Source organism: Streptomyces sp. NPDC055189, from assembly GCF_053606765.1.
Genome location: NZ_JBSGSG010000004.1, coordinates 23,547 through 41,740, shown reverse-complemented (window position 1 = coordinate 41,740; position 18,194 = coordinate 23,547). Strand labels below are relative to the sequence as shown.

The 18,194-nt window shown below is 70.7% G+C and carries 17 protein-coding genes; 9 read left to right on the top strand and 8 right to left on the bottom strand.

The annotated features are described in order from the left end of the window. From nirB to ACWFR3_RS04510, 5 genes are all read left to right on the top strand, one after another. A complete protein-coding gene (gene nirB / locus ACWFR3_RS04530) occupies positions 1–2,613 on the top strand; it encodes a nitrite reductase large subunit NirB (protein WP_453733059.1) in 2,613 nt (870 codons plus the stop codon). After that, positions 2,613–2,936 carry a nitrite reductase small subunit NirD gene (nirD, locus tag ACWFR3_RS04525; RefSeq protein ID WP_453733058.1) on the top strand — a complete coding sequence of 108 codons (324 nt, stop codon included), beginning with the start codon at positions 2,613–2,615 and terminating at the stop codon, positions 2,934–2,936. Before nirB ends, nirD begins: the two co-directional genes overlap by 1 nt. 115 nt (positions 2,937–3,051) lie before the next feature. Then, a complete protein-coding gene (locus ACWFR3_RS04520; protein ID WP_453733057.1) occupies positions 3,052–3,636 on the top strand; it encodes a TetR/AcrR family transcriptional regulator in 585 nt (194 codons plus the stop codon). Between the two features lie 84 nt (positions 3,637–3,720). Then, a complete protein-coding gene (locus ACWFR3_RS04515) occupies positions 3,721–4,506 on the top strand; it encodes an SDR family NAD(P)-dependent oxidoreductase (RefSeq protein ID WP_453733056.1) in 786 nt (261 codons plus the stop codon). A gap of 92 nt (positions 4,507–4,598) precedes the next feature. Further along, positions 4,599–5,537 carry an oxidoreductase gene (locus ACWFR3_RS04510; RefSeq protein ID WP_453733055.1) on the top strand — a complete coding sequence of 313 codons (939 nt, stop codon included), beginning with the start codon at positions 4,599–4,601 and terminating at the stop codon, positions 5,535–5,537. A gap of 53 nt (positions 5,538–5,590) precedes the next feature. Here the strand turns inward: ACWFR3_RS04510 and ACWFR3_RS04505 are convergent, their stop codons facing one another. Then, a complete protein-coding gene (locus tag ACWFR3_RS04505) occupies positions 5,591–6,112 on the bottom strand; it encodes a hypothetical protein (RefSeq protein ID WP_453733054.1) in 522 nt (173 codons plus the stop codon). Positions 6,113–6,217: 105 nt separating this feature from the next. Next, positions 6,218–6,727: a DinB family protein gene (locus ACWFR3_RS04500; protein WP_453733053.1), complete on the bottom strand. Its 510-nt coding sequence runs from the start codon at positions 6,725–6,727 to the stop codon at positions 6,218–6,220. Between the two features lie 98 nt (positions 6,728–6,825). Between ACWFR3_RS04500 and ACWFR3_RS04495 the strand changes: the two genes are divergently transcribed. Both ACWFR3_RS04495 and ACWFR3_RS04490 read left to right on the top strand, forming a co-directional pair. Beyond that, positions 6,826–6,960 carry a hypothetical protein gene (locus tag ACWFR3_RS04495; protein WP_453733052.1) on the top strand — a complete coding sequence of 45 codons (135 nt, stop codon included), beginning with the start codon at positions 6,826–6,828 and terminating at the stop codon, positions 6,958–6,960. A gap of 90 nt (positions 6,961–7,050) precedes the next feature. Continuing rightward, positions 7,051–7,305, top strand: coding sequence for a hypothetical protein (locus ACWFR3_RS04490; protein WP_453733051.1), 255 nt, complete (start codon positions 7,051–7,053; stop codon positions 7,303–7,305). Between the two features lie 161 nt (positions 7,306–7,466). Here ACWFR3_RS04490 and ppdK read toward each other — a convergent pair whose 3' ends face one another. The 6 genes from ppdK to ACWFR3_RS04460 form a co-directional block, all read right to left on the bottom strand. Continuing rightward, positions 7,467–10,232: a pyruvate, phosphate dikinase gene (ppdK, locus tag ACWFR3_RS04485; RefSeq protein ID WP_453733050.1), complete on the bottom strand. Its 2,766-nt coding sequence runs from the start codon at positions 10,230–10,232 to the stop codon at positions 7,467–7,469. A gap of 505 nt (positions 10,233–10,737) precedes the next feature. Continuing rightward, positions 10,738–12,066 carry an NAD(P)/FAD-dependent oxidoreductase gene (locus ACWFR3_RS04480; protein WP_453733049.1) on the bottom strand — a complete coding sequence of 443 codons (1,329 nt, stop codon included), beginning with the start codon at positions 12,064–12,066 and terminating at the stop codon, positions 10,738–10,740. Between the two features lie 6 nt (positions 12,067–12,072). Further along, positions 12,073–12,264 carry a ferredoxin gene (locus tag ACWFR3_RS04475; protein WP_453733048.1) on the bottom strand — a complete coding sequence of 64 codons (192 nt, stop codon included), beginning with the start codon at positions 12,262–12,264 and terminating at the stop codon, positions 12,073–12,075. 25 nt (positions 12,265–12,289) lie between these two features. Continuing rightward, positions 12,290–13,144, bottom strand: coding sequence for a fumarylacetoacetate hydrolase family protein (locus tag ACWFR3_RS04470; RefSeq protein ID WP_453733047.1), 855 nt, complete (start codon positions 13,142–13,144; stop codon positions 12,290–12,292). Further along, positions 13,141–14,076 (bottom strand): 3,4-dihydroxyphenylacetate 2,3-dioxygenase, encoded by a 936-nt coding sequence (locus ACWFR3_RS04465; RefSeq protein WP_453733046.1) that lies wholly within the window; start codon positions 14,074–14,076, stop codon positions 13,141–13,143. Before ACWFR3_RS04465 ends, ACWFR3_RS04470 begins: the two co-directional genes overlap by 4 nt. Next, positions 14,069–15,730: an aldehyde dehydrogenase gene (locus tag ACWFR3_RS04460; protein WP_453733045.1), complete on the bottom strand. Its 1,662-nt coding sequence runs from the start codon at positions 15,728–15,730 to the stop codon at positions 14,069–14,071. The genes ACWFR3_RS04465 and ACWFR3_RS04460 overlap by 8 nt, the downstream gene beginning before the upstream one ends. Before the next feature lie 126 nt (positions 15,731–15,856). Between ACWFR3_RS04460 and ACWFR3_RS04455 the strand changes: the two genes are divergently transcribed. Beyond that, a complete protein-coding gene (locus tag ACWFR3_RS04455; RefSeq protein WP_453733044.1) occupies positions 15,857–17,362 on the top strand; it encodes an aldehyde dehydrogenase in 1,506 nt (501 codons plus the stop codon). Next, the gene (locus ACWFR3_RS04450; protein WP_453733043.1) at positions 17,359–18,132 is read left to right on the top strand and encodes a gamma-glutamyl-gamma-aminobutyrate hydrolase family protein; all 774 of its coding nucleotides are present in this window, start codon (positions 17,359–17,361) and stop codon (positions 18,130–18,132) included. The genes ACWFR3_RS04455 and ACWFR3_RS04450 overlap by 4 nt, the downstream gene beginning before the upstream one ends. Positions 18,133–18,194 lie beyond the last annotated feature (62 nt).

The following is an 18,194-nucleotide window of genomic DNA, read 5'->3' as shown; positions in this document are numbered from 1 at the left end:
ATGCCCACGGACACCCCCCGCCCCCGCCACAGCGCGCACGACAACACCATCGTGCTGGTCGGACACGGCATGGTCGGCCAGCGCTTCCTCGAAGCCATCGCCGCACGCGGCCTCACCGCCACGCACCGCGTGGTCGTCCTGTGCGAGGAGCCGCGTCCCGCGTACGACCGCGTCCAGCTCACCTCGTACTTCGCGGGCCGCACGCCCGACGACCTCTCCCTCACCGACCCGGAGTTCATCGAGCGGCACGGGATCGAGCTGTACGTCGGCGACCCGGCCGAGACCGTCGACCGCGAGGCGAAGACCGTCACCGCGCGCTCCGGGCAGAGCTTCGCCTACGACACCCTGGTCCTGGCGACCGGCTCCTTCCCCTTCGTGCCGCCGGTGCCGGGCAAGGACACCACCGGCTGTTTCGTCTACCGCACCATCGAGGACCTGCTCGCCATCGAGGAGTACGCGAAGACGTACGCCACGACCGGCGCCGTCGTGGGCGGCGGGCTGCTCGGCCTTGAGGCCGCCGGCGCGCTGCGCGGGCTCGGACTCGACACGCACGTCGTGGAGTTCGCGCCGCGCCTGATGCCGGTGCAGGTGGACGAGGGCGGCGGCGCGGCGCTCCTGCGCACCATCACCGGCATGGGCCTGACCGTGCACACGGGCGTCGGTACCCAGGAGATCGTCGCCACCGAAGGCGCCGTCAGCGGCATGAAACTGTCGGACGGCCAAGAACTCGCCACCGATCTGGTGGTGTTCTCCGCCGGTGTCCGGCCCCGCGACCAACTCGCCCGCGACTGCGGCCTGTCCGTGGGCGAGCGCGGCGGCATCACCGTCGACGAGCAGTGCCGCACCAGCGACCCGGCCGTGTACGCGATCGGCGAGTGCGCCCTGGCGTCGGACGGCCGGGTGTACGGCCTCGTCGCGCCCGGCTACGAGATGGCGGAGACCGTCGCCGCCTCGATCGCCACGGAGGAGTCGAGCTTCACCGGCGCCGACCTCTCCACCAAGCTGAAGCTCCTCGGCGTGGACGTCGCCTCCTTCGGCGACGCGCACGGCGCGACCCCGGACTGCCTGGACGTCGTCTACTCCGACTCGCGCTCGGGAACGTACAAGAAGCTGGTCATCGGCCCGGGCGGCGAGCTGCTCGGCGGTGTCCTGGTCGGCGACGCGGAGGCGTACGGCGTTCTGCGGCCGCTGACCGGCAGCGTGCCGCCGGTCTCGCCGGAGCAGCTGGTCCTTCCCGCGGGCGCGGGCGGCCCGGTGGCGCTCGGCCCGTCCTCGCTGCCGGACTCCGCGGTCATCTGCTCCTGCCACAACGTCACCAAGGGCACGATCCGCGGCGCCGTCACCGAGCACAGCTGCACGACCGTGCCCGAGGTCAAGAAGTGCACCAAGGCCGGTACGGGTTGCGGCAGTTGCGTGAAGGTGCTCGGCCAGCTGGTCAACGACGAGCTGGAGGCGTCGGGCGTCGAGGTCGACAAGGGCCTGTGCGGCTGCTTCGGCCAGACCCGCCAGGAGCTGTACGAGATCGTCCACACCCTGGGCATCACCTCCTACCGGCGGCTCCTGGACACGCACGGGCGTGAGTCGGCGCGCGGCACCGAGGGCTGCGAGACCTGCAAGCCGACGGTCGGTTCGATCATCGCCTCGCTCGCCCCGACGATCGGCGCCGACGGCTACGTCCTGGAGGGCGAGCAGGCCTCCCTCCAGGACACCAACGACCACTTCCTCGCCAACCTCCAGAAGAACGGCTCCTATTCGGTGGTGCCGCGCATCCCCGGCGGCGAGATCACCCCGGACAAGCTGATCGTGATCGGCGAGGTGGCACGGGACTTCGGCCTCTACACCAAAATCACGGGTGGCCAGCGCATCGACATGTTCGGGGCGCGCGTCGAACAACTGCCGCTGATCTGGACGCGGTTGGTGGACGCGGGCTTCGAGTCGGGTCACGCGTACGGCAAGTCTCTCCGTACGGTGAAGTCGTGCGTGGGACAGACCTGGTGCCGTTACGGCGTACAGGACTCGGTCCGGATGGCGATCGACCTGGAGCTGCGCTACCGGGGCCTGCGCTCCCCGCACAAGCTGAAGTCGGCGGTCTCCGGCTGCGCCCGCGAGTGCGCGGAGGCCCAGTCCAAGGACTTCGGTGTGATCGCCACGTCGAGCGGCTGGAACCTGTACGTGGGCGGAAACGGCGGCGCGACCCCGCGCCACGCGGACCTGCTCGCCCAGGACCTGTCCGACGCCGAACTGGTGCGCCTCATCGACCGGTTCCTGATGTTCTACATCCGTACGGCGGACCGCCTGGAGCGCACGTCGACCTGGCTGGAGCGGATCGAGGGCGGCCTCGATCACGTGCGTGACGTGGTCGTCCACGACTCGCTCGGCCTCTGCTCCGAGCTGGAGGCCCTGATGGCCGACCACGTCGCGCACTACCGCGACGAATGGTCCGAGACCATCAACGACCCCGAGCGCCTGTCGCGGTTCGTGTCCTTCGTGAACGCGCCGGACGTCCCGGACCCGACCGTGAGCTTCGTCCCGGAACGGGACCAGATCAAGCCGGACCTGCCTCTCCTCACCATCGGCTCCCGCCCCCGCGACCTGGAAGGTGCTGCATCCTGATGAGCATTCAACTCCGCCTGGAAGACAACTGGTTCGAGGTCTGCGACCGCGCGCACCTGCAGCCGGGACGCGGTATCGCCGCACTGCTCCCCGACGGCCGCCAGGCCGCGCTCTTCATCGACCGCGAGGGGCGCGCGTACGCGATCGACAACCGTGACCCGTTCACGGGAGCGGCGGTGCTCTCGCGCGGGCTGCTCGGCGCGGCGGCGGGCCGGCCGTTCGTCGCGTCGCCGCTCCTGAAGCAGCGGTTCGACCTGGAGACGGGGCGGTGCCTGGACGATGACTCGGTGACGGTGGAGACGCATGCGGTCCGCCTCGCTTGAGCGATGCGGTTAGCGATCCGGCTGGCGGACCGGCAGGCGAACCGGCTGGCGAACCGGCTGGCGACCCAATGAAGAGTACTTGACCGACTGTTCTAGTATTGCTTACTCTCACCTCGTGGCCAGGACCAAGGAATTCGATCCGGACGCCGCGCTCCAGTCGGCCCTAGAGCTGTTCTGGCGGCGCGGCTACGAGGCGACGTCGATGGCGGACCTCGTCGAGGAGCTCGGCATCGGCCGCGCCAGCATCTACGCGACGTTCGGCAACAAGCACGAGCTGTACCTGAAGGCGCTCGAGCGGTACGCCGGACTCCAGAACCCGCGCCTGCTCACCGAGCTCTCGCAGCCGGGCCCCGCACTCCCCGCCGTCCGTGCGGTGGTGCGCCGTTTCGGCGGCGAGGCATCGTCCGACGAGGGCCGCCTGAACGGCTGTTTCATCACCAATACGGCCGCCGAACTGGGCCCGCACGACGAGTCGGCCGCCCGCTCCGTGGAGCGCAGCTGGGAGTACATGGAGACGCTGCTGCACTCCGCGCTCGCCCGCGCACAGGCGCAGGGCGAGCTCCCGCAGGACCGTGATCCGCTCGCCCTCGCCCGCATGCTGCTGACCCTGATGCAGGGCCTTCGCGTGGTCGGCAAGGCATCGAAGGACGGGGCGCGGCTGCGGGACGCGACGGAGCAGGCGCTGAGCCTGCTCGACTGACATTCCGACGCACCCTCGGCCTCCTTTTTCATGCCCTAATACTGAACCGATCGTTCAAGAAACGTTCAAGAAAAGAGTCCACTCATGACTGCATCGGCTCCGGCGACGCGTACCCGTTTCGCCAACCGCACGGCCCTCGTCACCGGCGGCGGCTCCGGCCTCGGCCGTGCCATGGCGCTCGCCTTCGCCGCCGAGGGCGCGAACGTCGTGGTCGCCGGGCGGAGCGAGGGCCCGCTCAAGGAGACGGTCGGCCTCATCGAGGACGCGGGCGGCACGGCTCTCGCCGTCACCGCGGACGTCTCGCGCTCCGCCGACCTCGCGGCGCTCGTCGACGCCACCGTCGAACGGTTCGGCTCCCTGGACGTGGCCGTCAACAACGCGGGCGTCCTGCGCGCGGGACAGCCGGTCGCGGAGCTGCCCGAGGTGGAGTGGCGGACGATGCTCGACATCAACGTCACGGGCGTGCTGCTCGCCCTCCAGGCCGAGGTGAAGCAGATGCGTACGCAGCCCGGCGGCGGGGCGATCGTCAACATCTCCTCCAACCTCGGCGCCCACACCAGCCTGCCGGGCACCATCGGCTACGGCGTCACCAAGGCTGCCGTCTCCGCACTGACCAAGGGCGCCGCCGTCGAGTACATCGGCGAAGGGGTGCGGATCAACGCGGTGAGCCCCGGATCGTCCGACACCACCATGTCGCTGCGTCCGGGCGAGGGCGAGGCCGAGCGAGCGGAGCGCATGAAGACGGCGACGCCGCTGGGCCGCGTGTCGTCGACCGAGGAGGTGGCCGCCGCCGTCCTCTACCTCGCATCCGACGAATCGGCGTCGGTGGTGGGGGCGGACCTGGTGATCGACGGGGGCGCGGCAGCCTGACTCCCGTCCTCCCGGCCCCGGACTCACACCCCCTACTCTCGGGTAGGAAGAGGCGTGGGCCCACTTGGAAGGCAGGCAGAGGGAGCTGTGTCATGACGGGCTGGAACGCGAGCGACATACCCGACCAGAGCGGCCGCACGGCCGTGGTCACCGGCGCCAACAGCGGCATCGGCTACGTCACCGCACGCGAACTCGCACGCCGTGGCGCGCGCGTGGTCCTCGCCTGCCGAAGCGTGGAGCGGGGGACGCGGGCGCTGGAGCAACTGCGGTCCGAAGTACCGTCCGCAGAGGCGGAGTTCCGGCGCCTCGACCTCGGGGACCTGAGATCGGTACGGGAGTTCGCGGCGGCGTACGACCGTGACGGCGAGGGAGAGGGCCTCGACCTCCTCGTCAACAACGCGGGCGTGATGGCGCTGCCGTACGGGCAGACGGCGGACGGCTTCGAGACGCAGTTCGGTGTCAACCACCTGGGCCACTTCGCGCTCACCGGACTGCTGCTGCCGCGGCTTCTCCGGACGCCGGGAGCGCGGATCGTGACCGTGTCCAGCGCGTTCCACGTCCTGGCGAATATCGACATGGGCGACCTCAACAGCGCGCGAAGCTACCGCCGCTGGATCGCCTACGGCCGCTCCAAGACGGCGAACCTCCTCTTCGTCCACGAACTGGCCCGGCGTCTGGCGGCCCGCGGCTCCGGCATCGTGGCCGCCGCGGCCCACCCCGGTTACGCGGAGACGAACCTCCAGGCCGCCGCGCCCAGGATGGAGGGCCGCAAGGTCGCCGAACGCGTGATGTGGCTGGGCAACCGCGTCCTGGCCCAGCCCGCGACCGCGGGCGCACTCCCGACGCTGTACGCGGCCACGGCACGGGGCGTCCGCCCGGACTCCTTCACGGGCCCGCGCGTGCTGGGCTGGCAGGGGGCGCCGGGCAAGTCATGGCGAGCCAAATGGACCCTGAACGACACGGCGAGCGAACGGCTCTGGGCGGCGTCGGTGGGGCTGACGGGGGTGGAGTACGGAGCGTTGCGGGGCTGAGGTTCAGGGGGAGCCGAGCCGGAGCCGGAGCCGCCCGGCTCGGCCGTGACGTGTCACCGCAACCCGGACACCTCGAAAACCCCCTTGGCCGCATCCCCGTCAAGCCGGGCCGAGAGGCGCCCGAGCACTTCGGAACCGGTCCGCAGCAGCCCGCACGCCCGCGCGTCCCGCGCGCCCGAATCCAGCCGGTGCAGGAGCAACGGGTTCTCCGCGAGCACCCGGGGATCGACCTCCACCCGATTCCCGAGCGAGTCACACAGCACGAGCCGCGCCGCGATCCCCTCGCTGTACCGCACGGCGGTCAACAGCCCCGTACACACATGCCGACGCCGCAACAGCCCCCGCACTACGAGCCACCCCGGCCCCGCAGTGACCCGTACCGGATGCAGGACCAGATAGAACAGCCCAGAAAGCCCCGCCCACAGCACGCCCCGGAGCGCGTTCAACGTGCCGTTGCCCAGATCGACGAGATCGACCAGCACAAAGAGGGCCAGCGCACAGAAGCAGGCGGCCCGCACATCGGCCCGCCAACGCCGGTCAACCACGACACCGCAGCCATCCCCGCCAAGTCCCATGTCCGGCACGGTAAGCCGGACTCCCGCCCAAGTCACCGGCGTTGACGGAGCGCATACTCCTCGCCCGCGCTCCTTTACGTACCACTGACGCTTCGGCCCGCGGGGTCAGGCCCCCACCGCCCCGTCCACGCCCTCGCGCAGAAAGTCCGCATGCCCGTTATGGCGGCCGTACTCCATGAGCACATGCACCATGACCATCCGCAGCGACACGTCCTTACCCCACCGCGGCTGGTACCCGGTCCGCTCAAAGGAGTCGGCCGCCCGCTCGATGCGCCGCGAGTTCTCCACCTCGGCCTCCCAGGCGGCGAACGCCTCGCCCCTGGTCGAGTCGCTCGCGTCGTAAGCCGCCTGGAAGTCAACCTTTTCGGACCAGAGCATGGGCGCGTCATTGTCGTCGAACACGCGACGGAACCAGGCCCGCTCCACCTCCGCCATGTGCCGCACCAGACCCAGCAGCGAGAGCGTGGACGGCGGCATGGACTGCTGCCGCAACTCCTCGTCGGCGAGCCCCTCGCACTTCATGGCGAGCGTGGCGCGGTGGTAGTCGAGAAAGGCCCGCAGCGTTTCGCGTTCACTGCCGAAGCGAGGCGGGTCTACACGGTTGTCGCCGGTCACTTGCCGTACTCCTCATCCGTACCTGCAGGAGACGCCAGTATTCAGGCCCCCTGCGCTTTCGCCTTGCGGCGGGGCGGACCCGGTCCTGGCGTCACGCCGTGAGCGGGAGTACGGGTGGTACGAGCAAGGTGCGTGCCCTGTATGAGGCGTGGGGGTACGAGTACCTCGGCGCGGTGCTGCCGTTCACCGACTCACCGCTGTACGACGCGCTGGTGCTCAACCGGCACGCCTGAGTCCGGTGCCCCGGATCCGCTCCGGAAGCGAGCGGGCTCGGTGGTCTTGTCAGACCGCCCGACTAGCCTGCTGGCATGGACCAGCGATGCATGCACGACTTAGTTGTCCAGCAGTGCGTGGACTGTGCTTCTGTCCCCGAGGGCCTCGTCAAGTTCGTCTACATCACGGCCGGGGGCGCGGTCTTCCATCGCTCTCCGGCCTGCAAGGCCCTGGAGGAAGGGCAGGAGTACGCAATGGATATGGGCATGGAGACTCACCCTCGGCGTCGTGTCGTGCTGGCCGAGGCCACCGGAGAAGGACGTGGCGCGTGCGCCTACTGCTTCTGGGACTACACACCCGGATGAGCCGCATGGGGTGAAGTGCCCACGCGCATCGCAACCTCAGCCGGCTCCCCAGCGAACGCCCGAAGGGGCAGCTCCCCCGCACAGGGAGCTGCCCCTTCCTGGTGAACCGGAGCCGACGCCGCATCGGTGAGGGTCGGGGACACGGCGTCGGCCCCGGAGATCTACCGGTGGTCGCTGCCCGCCGACTCCGAGGCGGCGCGCCCCGCCTCCAGGCGGGCCACCGGGATGCGGAACGGGGAGCAGGAAACGTAGTCCAGGCCCACCTCGTGGAAGAAGTGCACCGACTCCGGGTCGCCGCCGTGCTCGCCGCAGACGCCGAGCTTCAGGTCGGGGCGGGTGGCGCGGCCGGCCTTGACCGCGTCCTTCACCAGCTTGCCCACGCCGTCCTTGTCGATGGTCTCGAACGGGGAGACACCGAAGATGCCCTTCTCCAGGTACGCGGTGAAGAACGAAGCCTCCACATCGTCGCGCGAGAAGCCCCAGACCGTCTGCGTGAGGTCGTTCGTGCCGAAGGAGAAGAACTCGGCGGCCTCCGCGATCTGGTCCGCCGTGAGCGCGGCACGCGGCAGCTCGATCATGGTGCCGAGCGCCAGCTTCAGCGCCACGCCGGTCGTCTCCTCGACCTCCGCGATGACCTGCTCGGCCTCCTCGCGGACGATCTCCAGCTCCTGGACCGTGCCGACGAGCGGAATCATGATTTCCGCACGCGGGTCGCCCTTGGCAGTCTTGCGCTCGGCCGCGGCCTCGGCGATAGCCCGTACCTGCATGGTGAACAGGCCGGGGATCACCAGGCCCAGGCGTACGCCGCGCAGGCCCAGCATCGGGTTCTGCTCGTGCAGGCGGTGCACGGCCTGGAGCAGGCGCAGGTCGTTCTCGTTGTTGTCCTTGCGGGATTCCGCGAGGGCGACACGGACCGAGAGCTCCGTGATGTCCGGGAGGAACTCGTGCAGCGGCGGGTCCAGGAGGCGGACGGTGACCGGCAGGCCGTCCATCGCCTCGAAGAGCTCCACGAAGTCGCGCTTCTGGAGCGGCAGGAGCTCCTCCAGGGCCTTCTCGCGCTCCTCGTCCGCGTCGGCGAGGATCAGTCGCTCGACCATTTCGCGGCGCTCACCGAGGAACATGTGCTCGGTGCGGCACAGGCCGATGCCCTGGGCGCCGAAGCGGCGGGCCCGCAGCGCGTCCTCGGCGTTGTCCGCGTTGGCGCGGACACGCAGACGGCGCACCCGGTCCGCGTACGCCATGATCCGGTGCACGGCGCCGACCAGCTCGTCGGCGTCGTCGGCACCCGCGTGCATCCGGCCCTCGAAGTACTCGACGACCGGCGAGGGGACCACGGGCACCTCGCCCAGGTAGACCTTGCCCGTCGAGCCGTCGATGGAGACGACGTCGCCCTCCTCGACGACCACACCGCCGGCCGCGGTCAGGCGCCGCCGCTTGGTGTCGACCTCGATCTCCTCGGCGCCGCAGACGCACGTCTTGCCCATGCCGCGGGCGACGACGGCGGCGTGCGAGGTCTTGCCGCCGCGCGAGGTGAGGATGCCCTCGGCCGCGATCATGCCGTCGAGGTCGTCGGGGTTGGTCTCACGGCGGATCAGGATGACCTTCTCGCCCGAACGCGACCACTTGATGGCGGTGTACGAGTCGAAGACCGCCTTGCCGACCGCGGCACCGGGTGACGCGGCGATACCGCGGCCCAGCTGCTCGACCTTGGCGTCCTCGTCGAAGCGCGGGAACATCAGCTGCGCGAGCTGGGCGCCGTTGACGCGCTGGAGCGCCTCGGCCTCGTCGATCAGGCCCTGGTCGACGAGCTGCGTCGCGATGCGGAAGGCGGCACCGGCGGTGCGCTTGCCGACGCGGGTCTGCAGCATCCACAGCTGGCCGCGCTCGATGGTGAACTCGATGTCGCACAGGTCCTTGTAGTGCGTTTCGAGGGTCTCCATGATCTGCATGAGCTGGTCGTACGACTTCTTGTCGATCTGCTCCAGATCGGCGAGCGCGACGGTGTTGCGGATGCCCGCCACCACGTCCTCGCCCTGCGCGTTCGTCAGGTAGTCGCCGTAGACGCCCTGGTGGCCGCTGGCCGGGTCGCGGGTGAACGCGACGCCCGTGCCGGAGTCCGGGCCGAGGTTGCCGAAGACCATGGAGCAGATGTTGACGGCCGTGCCCAGGTCGCCGGGGATGCGCTCCTGGCGGCGGTAGAGCTTGGCGCGGTCGGTGTTCCACGACTCGAAGACCGAGCGGATCGCGAGGTCCATCTGCTCGCGCGGGTCCTGCGGGAAGTCGCGCCCGGCCTCGGTCTTGACGATCTTCTTGAACTTCGTGACCAGCTTCTTCAGGTCGCCGGCCTCCAGGTCGGTGTCGACCTTGACCTTCTTGGCGGCCTTCGCCGCTTCGAGGGCGTCCTCGAAGAGCTCGCCGTCGACGTCCATGACGGTCTTGCCGAACATCTGGATGAGGCGGCGGTAGGAATCCCACGCGAAGCGGTCGTCGCCGGACTGCTTGGCCAGGCCCGTCACCGACTTGTCGGAGAGCCCGATGTTCAGGACGGTGTCCATCATGCCGGGCATCGAGAACTTGGCGCCCGAGCGGACCGAGACGAGCAGCGGGTCATTGGCCTGACCGAGCTTCTTGCCCATCTTCTTCTCGAGGGCGTCGAGGTGCGCACTGACCTCGTCGCGCAGCTCGGCCGGCTCCTCGCCGCTGGCGAGGTAGGTCTTGCAGGCCTCAGTGGTGATCGTGAAGCCCGGAGGGACGGGCAGCCCGAGGTTGGTCATCTCGGCGAGGTTCGCGCCCTTGCCGCCGAGAAGGTCCTTGAGGCCCCTGTTGCCCTCGGTGAAGTCATAAACGAACTTCACGGCCGCGTCGCTCGCGTCGTTCGCATTGCTCGCGTCGTTCTGCGCTACGTGGGAATCTTTGTTTTCCGACACGGGTCTCGACTCCTCGAGGACTCGGTGGCTGCCCTGACGGCGAGGAACATACCCAGATCGAAGGCACCTGGGTACGTCCACTTGCGCGTCATACGGCTGTAACCACCCGTCCGCCAGTAGATCGAAAGTAACTGAGCGGTAGCCGGTCCGGAGATTATTCGTTCAACTCTTGAAGGGTCCACCCCCGTAGAACCTGCGATTCGCTCAGATGAGCGTGAGATTCTCAGATGTGAGTTCACGTCATGAATGATCGAGCAGTGGCACTGAGTGCCACCCCTTGGAGAAGTGCAGTCGCTCTTGATCCGCTCATCTGAGCGCAAGCCCTATCAGGGGTGGCGAGAATCACGCCGTTTGAAGCGGCCGGATGTCAGCATCCGGACGCGGTTCGAGACGGATGCGGGGCTGCGACCTCCACCTGAGCGGTACAGCGGGACAGGGGTCGTCGGCAGGGTCTTTCGCGTGCTCCGACGGAGGGACGGTGTTCCGGCCAGATCTGCGGCGACCATCAGAACACCGCCGTTTTCCCGGCCTCCTCGGGCAGCGCCATCAGCTCCCCCCGATAGCGCCCCGCCAGGGCCGCCGCCCTGGTTCCACCCAGGGCGACCACCCCGACCATCCGGTCCTCCCGGTAGTAGCCGTAGACCACATCCGCCTCGCCCTTCCCGTCCCCCGCATCGGGCTCCCCCGCAAGCAGCCGGACCTCCTCCCCCACCCCCGGCAGCCCGAACGACTGCACCCGCACATCGAACTGATCGCTCCAGAAGGACGGCAGCGGCGCGAACGGCGCCAGGCTGTGCCCCCCGTCCCCACTACCGCCGGCCCCGACCCCGACCCCGACCCCGGTCCCGGTCCCGTCCCCGAGCCCCGCCACCAGCACCCGCGCCGCATGCCGCGCGCAGTCCGAAGGCATCGACCAGTGCTCGACCCGCCGCGCGAGCGTCCCGTAGCGGGGGTTCGGGAAGCGCGCCACGTCCCCCACGGCCACCGCGTGCGCGAGCCCCCCGATCCGCAGATGCGCGTCGCAGAGGATGCCGTCCGTCAGGTCGAGGCCCCCGGCATCCTGGCCCGCGGCCCTCTGCGACACCCCCAGCCACTCCACGTTCGGCAGCGAACCGACCGCCTCGATGACGACGTCGGCCGCGCACGCGCTGCCGTCGTCGAGCACCGCACCCCCGGCCGTCAGCTCGGCGACGAGCCGCCCCATCCGGAACCGCACCCCCCGCGCCTCGTGCCGCCGTCGCAGCACCCGGCCGGGCTCGGCCCCCACCGCGAGCATCATCGGCTCGGCCTCCGGTGCGACGACCGTCACCTCGCAGCCCGCCTTGCGGGCCGTGGCGGCCACCTCGCAGCCGATGAACCCCGAGCCGATCACAAGGACCCGTACGCCCTCGGCAAGTTCGGTACGCAGCGCCGCCGAGTCCTCAAGCGTCCGTACGACGTGCCGCGGCGGGCCCCCGGCCACCCCGGCCAGGGGAAGCCTGCGTGGCCGCACCCCTGTAGCGGCCACCAGGCCCTCGTACCCGTGGACCGAACCGTCGGCCAGGGTGAGCGTGCGCGCGGCCAGGTCGGCGGACTCGACCGCCCTGCCGAGCCGCCATTCCACGTCGTCGACGCTGGGGCGCCGGCGCAGCGCCGTGACGGCGGCGGGGGCCTCGCCCGCGAGAACCTCCTTGGACAGCGGGGGCCGGTTGTACGGGAGATGGGGCTCGTCCCCGTACACCGTGATCGTCCCTTGCCACCCCGCCGCGCGCAGTTGCTCGGCCGCGCGCAAGCCGCCGAGCGACGCGCCGACGACGGCGATTCCCGCCGATCCGGCCGTCCCTGGTGAGGCCACGGCGGGTCAGCCCTCGATCCGGATGGCCTGGAGCGGGCAGACGTCGGCGGCGTCCTCGACATCGGCGCGCAGGGCTTCGTCGGGCGTTTCGGCGTACGCGAGATGCCCGTCCTCGTCGAGCTTGAAGACGTCCGGTGCGGCGAAGACGCACTGTCCGTGGTCCTGGCAGACGTCCAGGTCGACGGTCACCTTGAGCATGTGAACTCCTTCAGCAGTGGGGGGTTCAGCGGCGGGGAGGCCGCTGGCCGCGGAACTCCCAGTCGCCCCCGAAGGCCGTCGAGACGACCTCCTCGGACTCCGTGGGCTGCGCGCCGACGTCGGTGCGGATGGCCGTGGGGCCGGTGACGATGCGGTTCGTGAGGCGGCCGAGTCCCTCGGCCTCGACCTCGACGACATCTCCCGGCCGGACGGGCCGGGAGCCCGCGGGGGTGCCGGACAGGAGCACGTCGCCCGGCTCCAGCGTGATCGTGCGGGCGATGTCGGCGACGAGGTAGTGCATGTCCCACCGCATCTCGTCCGTCGAGCCGTCCTGTACGAGCTCGCCGTTGACGTAGGTCCGCAGGTACTTGGAGTGGAAGTCCCACCCGGTGACGAGGCCCGGACCCAGCGGGCAGAGCGTGTCGGAGCCCTTGACCCGGAGCATCGAACCGGCGTCGGTGTCGCGGAAGTCGTGCAGTCCGTAGTCGTTGGCGACGGTGTAGCCCGCGATGTACGCGCCCGCGTCGGCGGGGGCGACGTTGCGGCAGGTGCGGCCGATGACGATGCCGATCTCGCCCTCATAGTTGAGGTACTTGCAGCCCTCGGGGCGGACGACCGCGCCGCCGTGCGCGTTCAGCGCCGATACGGGCTTGTGGAAGTAGGTGGGCGCGGGCGGCAGGCTTACGCCGAACTCCTCGACCCTGCTGCGGTGGTTGAGGTGGACGGCGACCACCTTGGAGGGGACCACGGGAGGCAGGTGGTGCGCCTCCGACGCCTTCACGCGGCGGCCGTCGGCCGCGACCAGCTCGTCCCCCTCCCGCACGACCCGGGCCACGGCGCCTTCGAGGAGGATGCGGCGGTATTCGACGGTATTCGTCATACGAGGGTGGCCTCACTCTCGGCGTGAGCGGCATGTTCGGCGGGCGTGCCCGTCCAGCCCTCGGCGGGGCGGTCGAACCACAGGTGCATCTGGCCGGTGCCGACCGAGTTCTCGTAGTCGCTGAAGGCGCGCCCGGGTGCGGAGCACTGCTCTTCTCCGAGAGCACCGATCATCATCAGGTAGTGGCCGAAGCGTGCCTCGGGCTTGTGGGTGAGGAACTCCGGCATGGTGCGCAGGACTTCCGCGTGGTCGCCGGCTTCGAGCCAGGCGATGCGCCGCTCGTCGGCGGCCCGCGCCTCGGGCGTGCGGATGTGGGACGGCTCGCTCGACTCGTGGGCGCGCAGCTGCCGCAGCGGCCAGAAGGTGTGCGAGAGCGCGCCGGACGCGATGAGCAGGACCTTGCGGTCGGGCAGCGCGGCGATCCCGTCGGCGAGTGCGCGGCCGAGCCGCAGGTGGTCCTCGGTGTCGCCGGTCTGGCAGACGCCGATCGAGAGCCACTTCTTGTCCGGGAGGCCCTCGCCCAGGTACTTCCAGAGGTTGATCGTGGCGTAGTGGACCGGCAGGAACGGGTCGTCGATCGGGGTGATCCAGGTCTCGTGCCGGTCGGCGAACTCCACGATGGAGTCCGCCAGTTCGGGGTCTCCCGGATAGTCGTACGGCATCCTGCACATGCCGCGCGGCAGCTCCTCCGAGGTGAAGAGTCCGGCGCGGCGCGCGTGCGAGGAGACGACGAACTCGACCGTGGTGGCCCAGTGCGAGTCGAGGACGACGACGGTGTCGTGGTCGATGCTCTCGAAGACCTCTTCGCGCAGCCGCCGCAGTCCGGGGACGAGGCTGATCTCGCGGCCTTCGTTGAGCTCTTTGCGGGTCTCTTCGGGCAGCACGATGGTGGGCACGTGGGCGAGGAGCCCCGCCCCGACGATCTCACCCATGGCGGGCCCATCCCTTCGGAGCGGTCACGGTGTTCTTCAGGTCGCAGTAGAAGTCGAAGGACCAGTCGCCGCCCTCGCGCCCGATCCCGGAATCACGGGAGCCGCCGAAGGGTGCGGAAAGGTCGCGTACGAAGAAGCAGTTGACCCAGACCGTGCCGGCGACGAGCCGCGCGCTGATCCGGTCGGCGCGTTCGCGGTCGCCGGTGGCAAGGGTGGCGGCGAGGCCGAAGCGGGTGCCGTTGGCGAGGCGTACGGCCTCGTCCTCGTCGCCGTCGGGGAAGGTCTGGAGAGTGAGGACGGGCCCGAAGACCTCTTCCTGCACGATCTCGGAGTCCTGCGCGACGTCGGTGAGGAGCGTGGGGAGGTAGTAGTTGCCGCCGAGGGCGGTGTTGCGTCCGCCGCCGGTGACGGCTTTCGCGCCCGCGTCCAGGGCGCGCCGCACGAATCCGTCGACGCGCTCGACGTGCCGGGGGTGGATGTTGGGCCCGACGTCGGTGACCTCGTCGCGCGGATCTCCCTGGGTCAACTTCGTAACCCGGTCAAGAAAGTGACCGAGGAACGCATCCCTTACGGACTCCTCGACCAGGATGCGGGTGGCGGCCAGGCAGACCTGCCCCGCGTTGTCGAACTGCTCGACGGCGAGGTCGGCAGCGAGCTCGGGGTCCGCGTCGGCGAAGACGAGCAGCGGGGATTTGCCGCCGAGCTCGAAGCTGCACGGCACGAGGTGCGCGGCCGAGGCCGCGGCGATCCGCCGGGCGGTGGGCACGGACCCCGTGAAGCTGATCCGGCGCACGTCGGGGTCTGAGACAAGGGGCTCGCCCACCTCGGCTCCGTACCCCTGCACCACATTGAAGACCCCGGTCGGCAGCCCCGCCTCGTGTGCGATGTCCGCGAAGAGCGAGGCGGTCAGCGGCGTCCACTCGGCGGGCTTGAGTACGACGGTGCTCCCCGCGGCGAGCGCGGGCGCGATCTTCCAACTGGCCAGCATCAGCGGTGCGTTCCACGGCGTGATGAGTACGGCAGGGCCCGCCGGGTCCCAGCTCACGTGGTTCGTGTGGCCCCTGGTCTCGAAGTCGTCGTGGGAGAGGGCGAGGAGGCGGTCGGCGAAGTAGCGGAGGTTGTGGGCGACGCGGGGCATGACGCCGCGGCGGTGGGAGCGCAGGAGTGCGCCGTTGTCGGCGGTCTCGACGGCGGCGAGTTCCTCGGTGCGGGCCTCGACTCCGTCGGCCACGGCATGCAGCAGCCGGGCGCGCTCGGCGGGCGGGGTGGCGGCCCAGGAGGGGAAGGCCTCGCGGGCGGCGGCCACGGCTGCCCGGGCTTCCGCGGCGCCACCGCGGGCGATCTCGGCGAGCGGGGTGCCGTCGACGGGCGAGCGGTCGGTGAAGGTGGCGGGGGCGGAGGCGGCCCCAGAGGCTGAGGCGGACGCTGCCCCGGAGGCAGAGCTGGACGCTGCCCCGGAGGCTGAGGGGGACGCGACCCCGGAGGCCGAGACGGAGGCGACGCGCTCTCCGCCGATCCAGTGCCGGGTGTCGACGGGGACTCCGGCGACGATCGCCGTGTGCCAGGGAGGCCCTGAATCCGAGGGAGGCGGGGAGTCCGAGGGAGGCGGGGAATCGGGGGGATTCGCCGGGGGCGCGGGAGCGGGGGGAGCCATGACTTCCTCCAGTTCGTTTGAACCCAAACAACATTAGGAGCGCCGGGACGGCGGGGTCAACCCCTCGATCGGACCGCCCGGTTCAGCTACCGTTTGAACTCAAACGAAGTACCTCGGGAGGCCTCCATGCCGGACGACACCCTGGCCACCAGCAGCCACCAGGACTGGACAGACCGGGCCGAAGCGCTCACGTTCCCCACCCGGCACCGCATCGCAGGCGCCGACGCGGACCGCTCGGGGAGCACGTTCCCCGTCGTCTCTCCGCGCGACGGCCGCACGCTCGCCCGGGTCGCGGACGCGGGCGAGAAGGAGGTGGACCTGGCGGTCGCCGCCGCCCGCCGCGCCTTCGACACGGGCCCCTGGCCGCGCCTCTCCCCCGCCGACCGGGGCCGGACCCTGCTGCGGATCGCCGCTCTCGTCGAAGAGCACCGCTCCGCCCTCGCCCTCACGGTCACCCTGGAGAACGGCAAACCGATCACCGAGTCGTACGCCATCGAGCTGCGCGCCCTGGCCAACACCTTCCGCTGGTACGGCCAGCTCGCCGACAAGCTGACCGACACCGCCCCGCACACCGACCCCGAGGCGCTCGCCCTCGTCACGCGCGAGCCGTCCGGCGTGGTCGGCGCGGTGGTCCCGTGGAACTTCCCGCTGACACTGGCGGCCTGGAAGGTCGCCCCGGCGCTCGCGGCAGGCTGCACGGTGGTCCTGAAACCCTCTGAACTCACTCCCCTGTCAGCCCTGTTGCTCGGCCGGATCGCCGACGAGGCGGGGCTGCCGCCCGGCGCCCTGAACGTCGTCGCGGGTGACGGCCCGACCACGGGCCGCGCGCTGGGCCGCCACCCGGACGTGGACGTACTCGCCTTCACGGGCTCCACGGGGGTGGGCCGCCAGTTCCTCCGCTACGCGGCCGACTCCAACCTCAAGCGCGTCTGGCTGGAGCTGGGCGGCAAATCCCCCAACGTCATCCTGCCCGACGCCCCCGACCTCGCGGCGGCGGCAGCCACCGCCGCCTGGGGCATCTTCTTCAACCAGGGCGAGATGTGCACGGCGCCCTCGCGGCTCCTCGTCCACGAGTCGGTGGCGGAGGAGGTGACGGCGGCGGTCGCGGAACGGGCCGGCACCCTGCGGGTGGGCGACCCGCTGGACCCCGCCACGGAGATGGGCGCGCTCGCGGGCGCGGCCCGGGCGGACTCCGTCCAGGAGCACGTACGACGGGGAGCGGAGGGCGGCGCGCGACTGCGGGCAGGAGGTGTACGGCGCGAAGTCGTGCCCGGCGGCAGCTACTTCGCGCCGACCGTCTTCGACCAGGTCACCCCGGACATGCCGCTCGCCCGCGAGGAGATCTTCGGCCCGGTCCTCTCCGTCCTCACCTTCGGCTCCCTCGACGAGGCGGTCGCGCTCGCCAACGACACGGAGTACGGGCTCGCGGCAGGCCTGTGGACCTCGGACCTGTCGACCGCGCACACGGTGGCCCGGCGCCTGCGGGCGGGCACGGTCTGGGTCAACTGCTACGAGGAGGGGGACGTGACGGTGCCGTTCGGCGGCTACAAGCAGTCGGGGAACGGGCGGGACAAGTCGGTGCACGCGGTGGAGAAGTACACGGAGCTGAAGACGACGTGGATCCAGCTGTGAGGCCACGTCCCCTGATCGGCCTGCCGCAACGGTTCGCGGCCTCGACGTCGGCACTTCGGTACGAGGCCGTGGTGACGGCGCGGGCGTTGGCGGAGGCGGTGTTCCGCGCGGGCGGGGAGCCGTTCATGATGCTGCCCGGCCCGCCGGGGGAAGCGGCGGCACGGCTCGCCCGCTGCGACGGGCTGCTGCTGCCGGGGGGCGGGGACTTGGCGCCGTGGCGGTACGCGGAGGGCGGCGTCGAGGTGCACGGGGCCGTGTACGACGTGGATGACGCCCAGGACGCGTTCGACCTCGCCCTCGCGCGGTGTGCGCTGAACTGCGGCCTGCCTCTGCTGGCGGTGTGCCGGGGGCTGCAGGTGGTGAATGTCGCGCTGGGCGGGACGCTCCGGCAGGACATGGCCGGGGCAGAGGGGGCGGTACAGGGAGCGGGGGCGGGGGTGGGGGCGCATCGGCATGTGGTGCATCCCGTGCGGGTGGCGTCCGGCTCGGTGGTGGCGCGGGCGCTGGGCGGTGCGGAGCCGGTGTCCGTCTCCTGCTTCCACCACCAGTGCGTGGACGTGACCGGGCGGGGGCTCGTGGCCACGGCGTGGGCGGCTGACGGGACGGTGGAGGCGCTTGAACTCCGCGATGGGTCAGGGTGGTTCGCGGCCATCCAGTGGCACCCGGAGGACACGGCTGCGTCGGATCCGGCCCAGCAGGGGTTGTTCGGGGCGCTGGTTCGAGCGGCGTCTCTCTCCCCGGTCCCGCCCCGCCCCCAAGTTCGCAAGTAGATCTTCTGTCCCGCGGGAACCCTGTTGGCCGGTGGGGCCGGTGGGGCCGGTGGGTCCGGTAC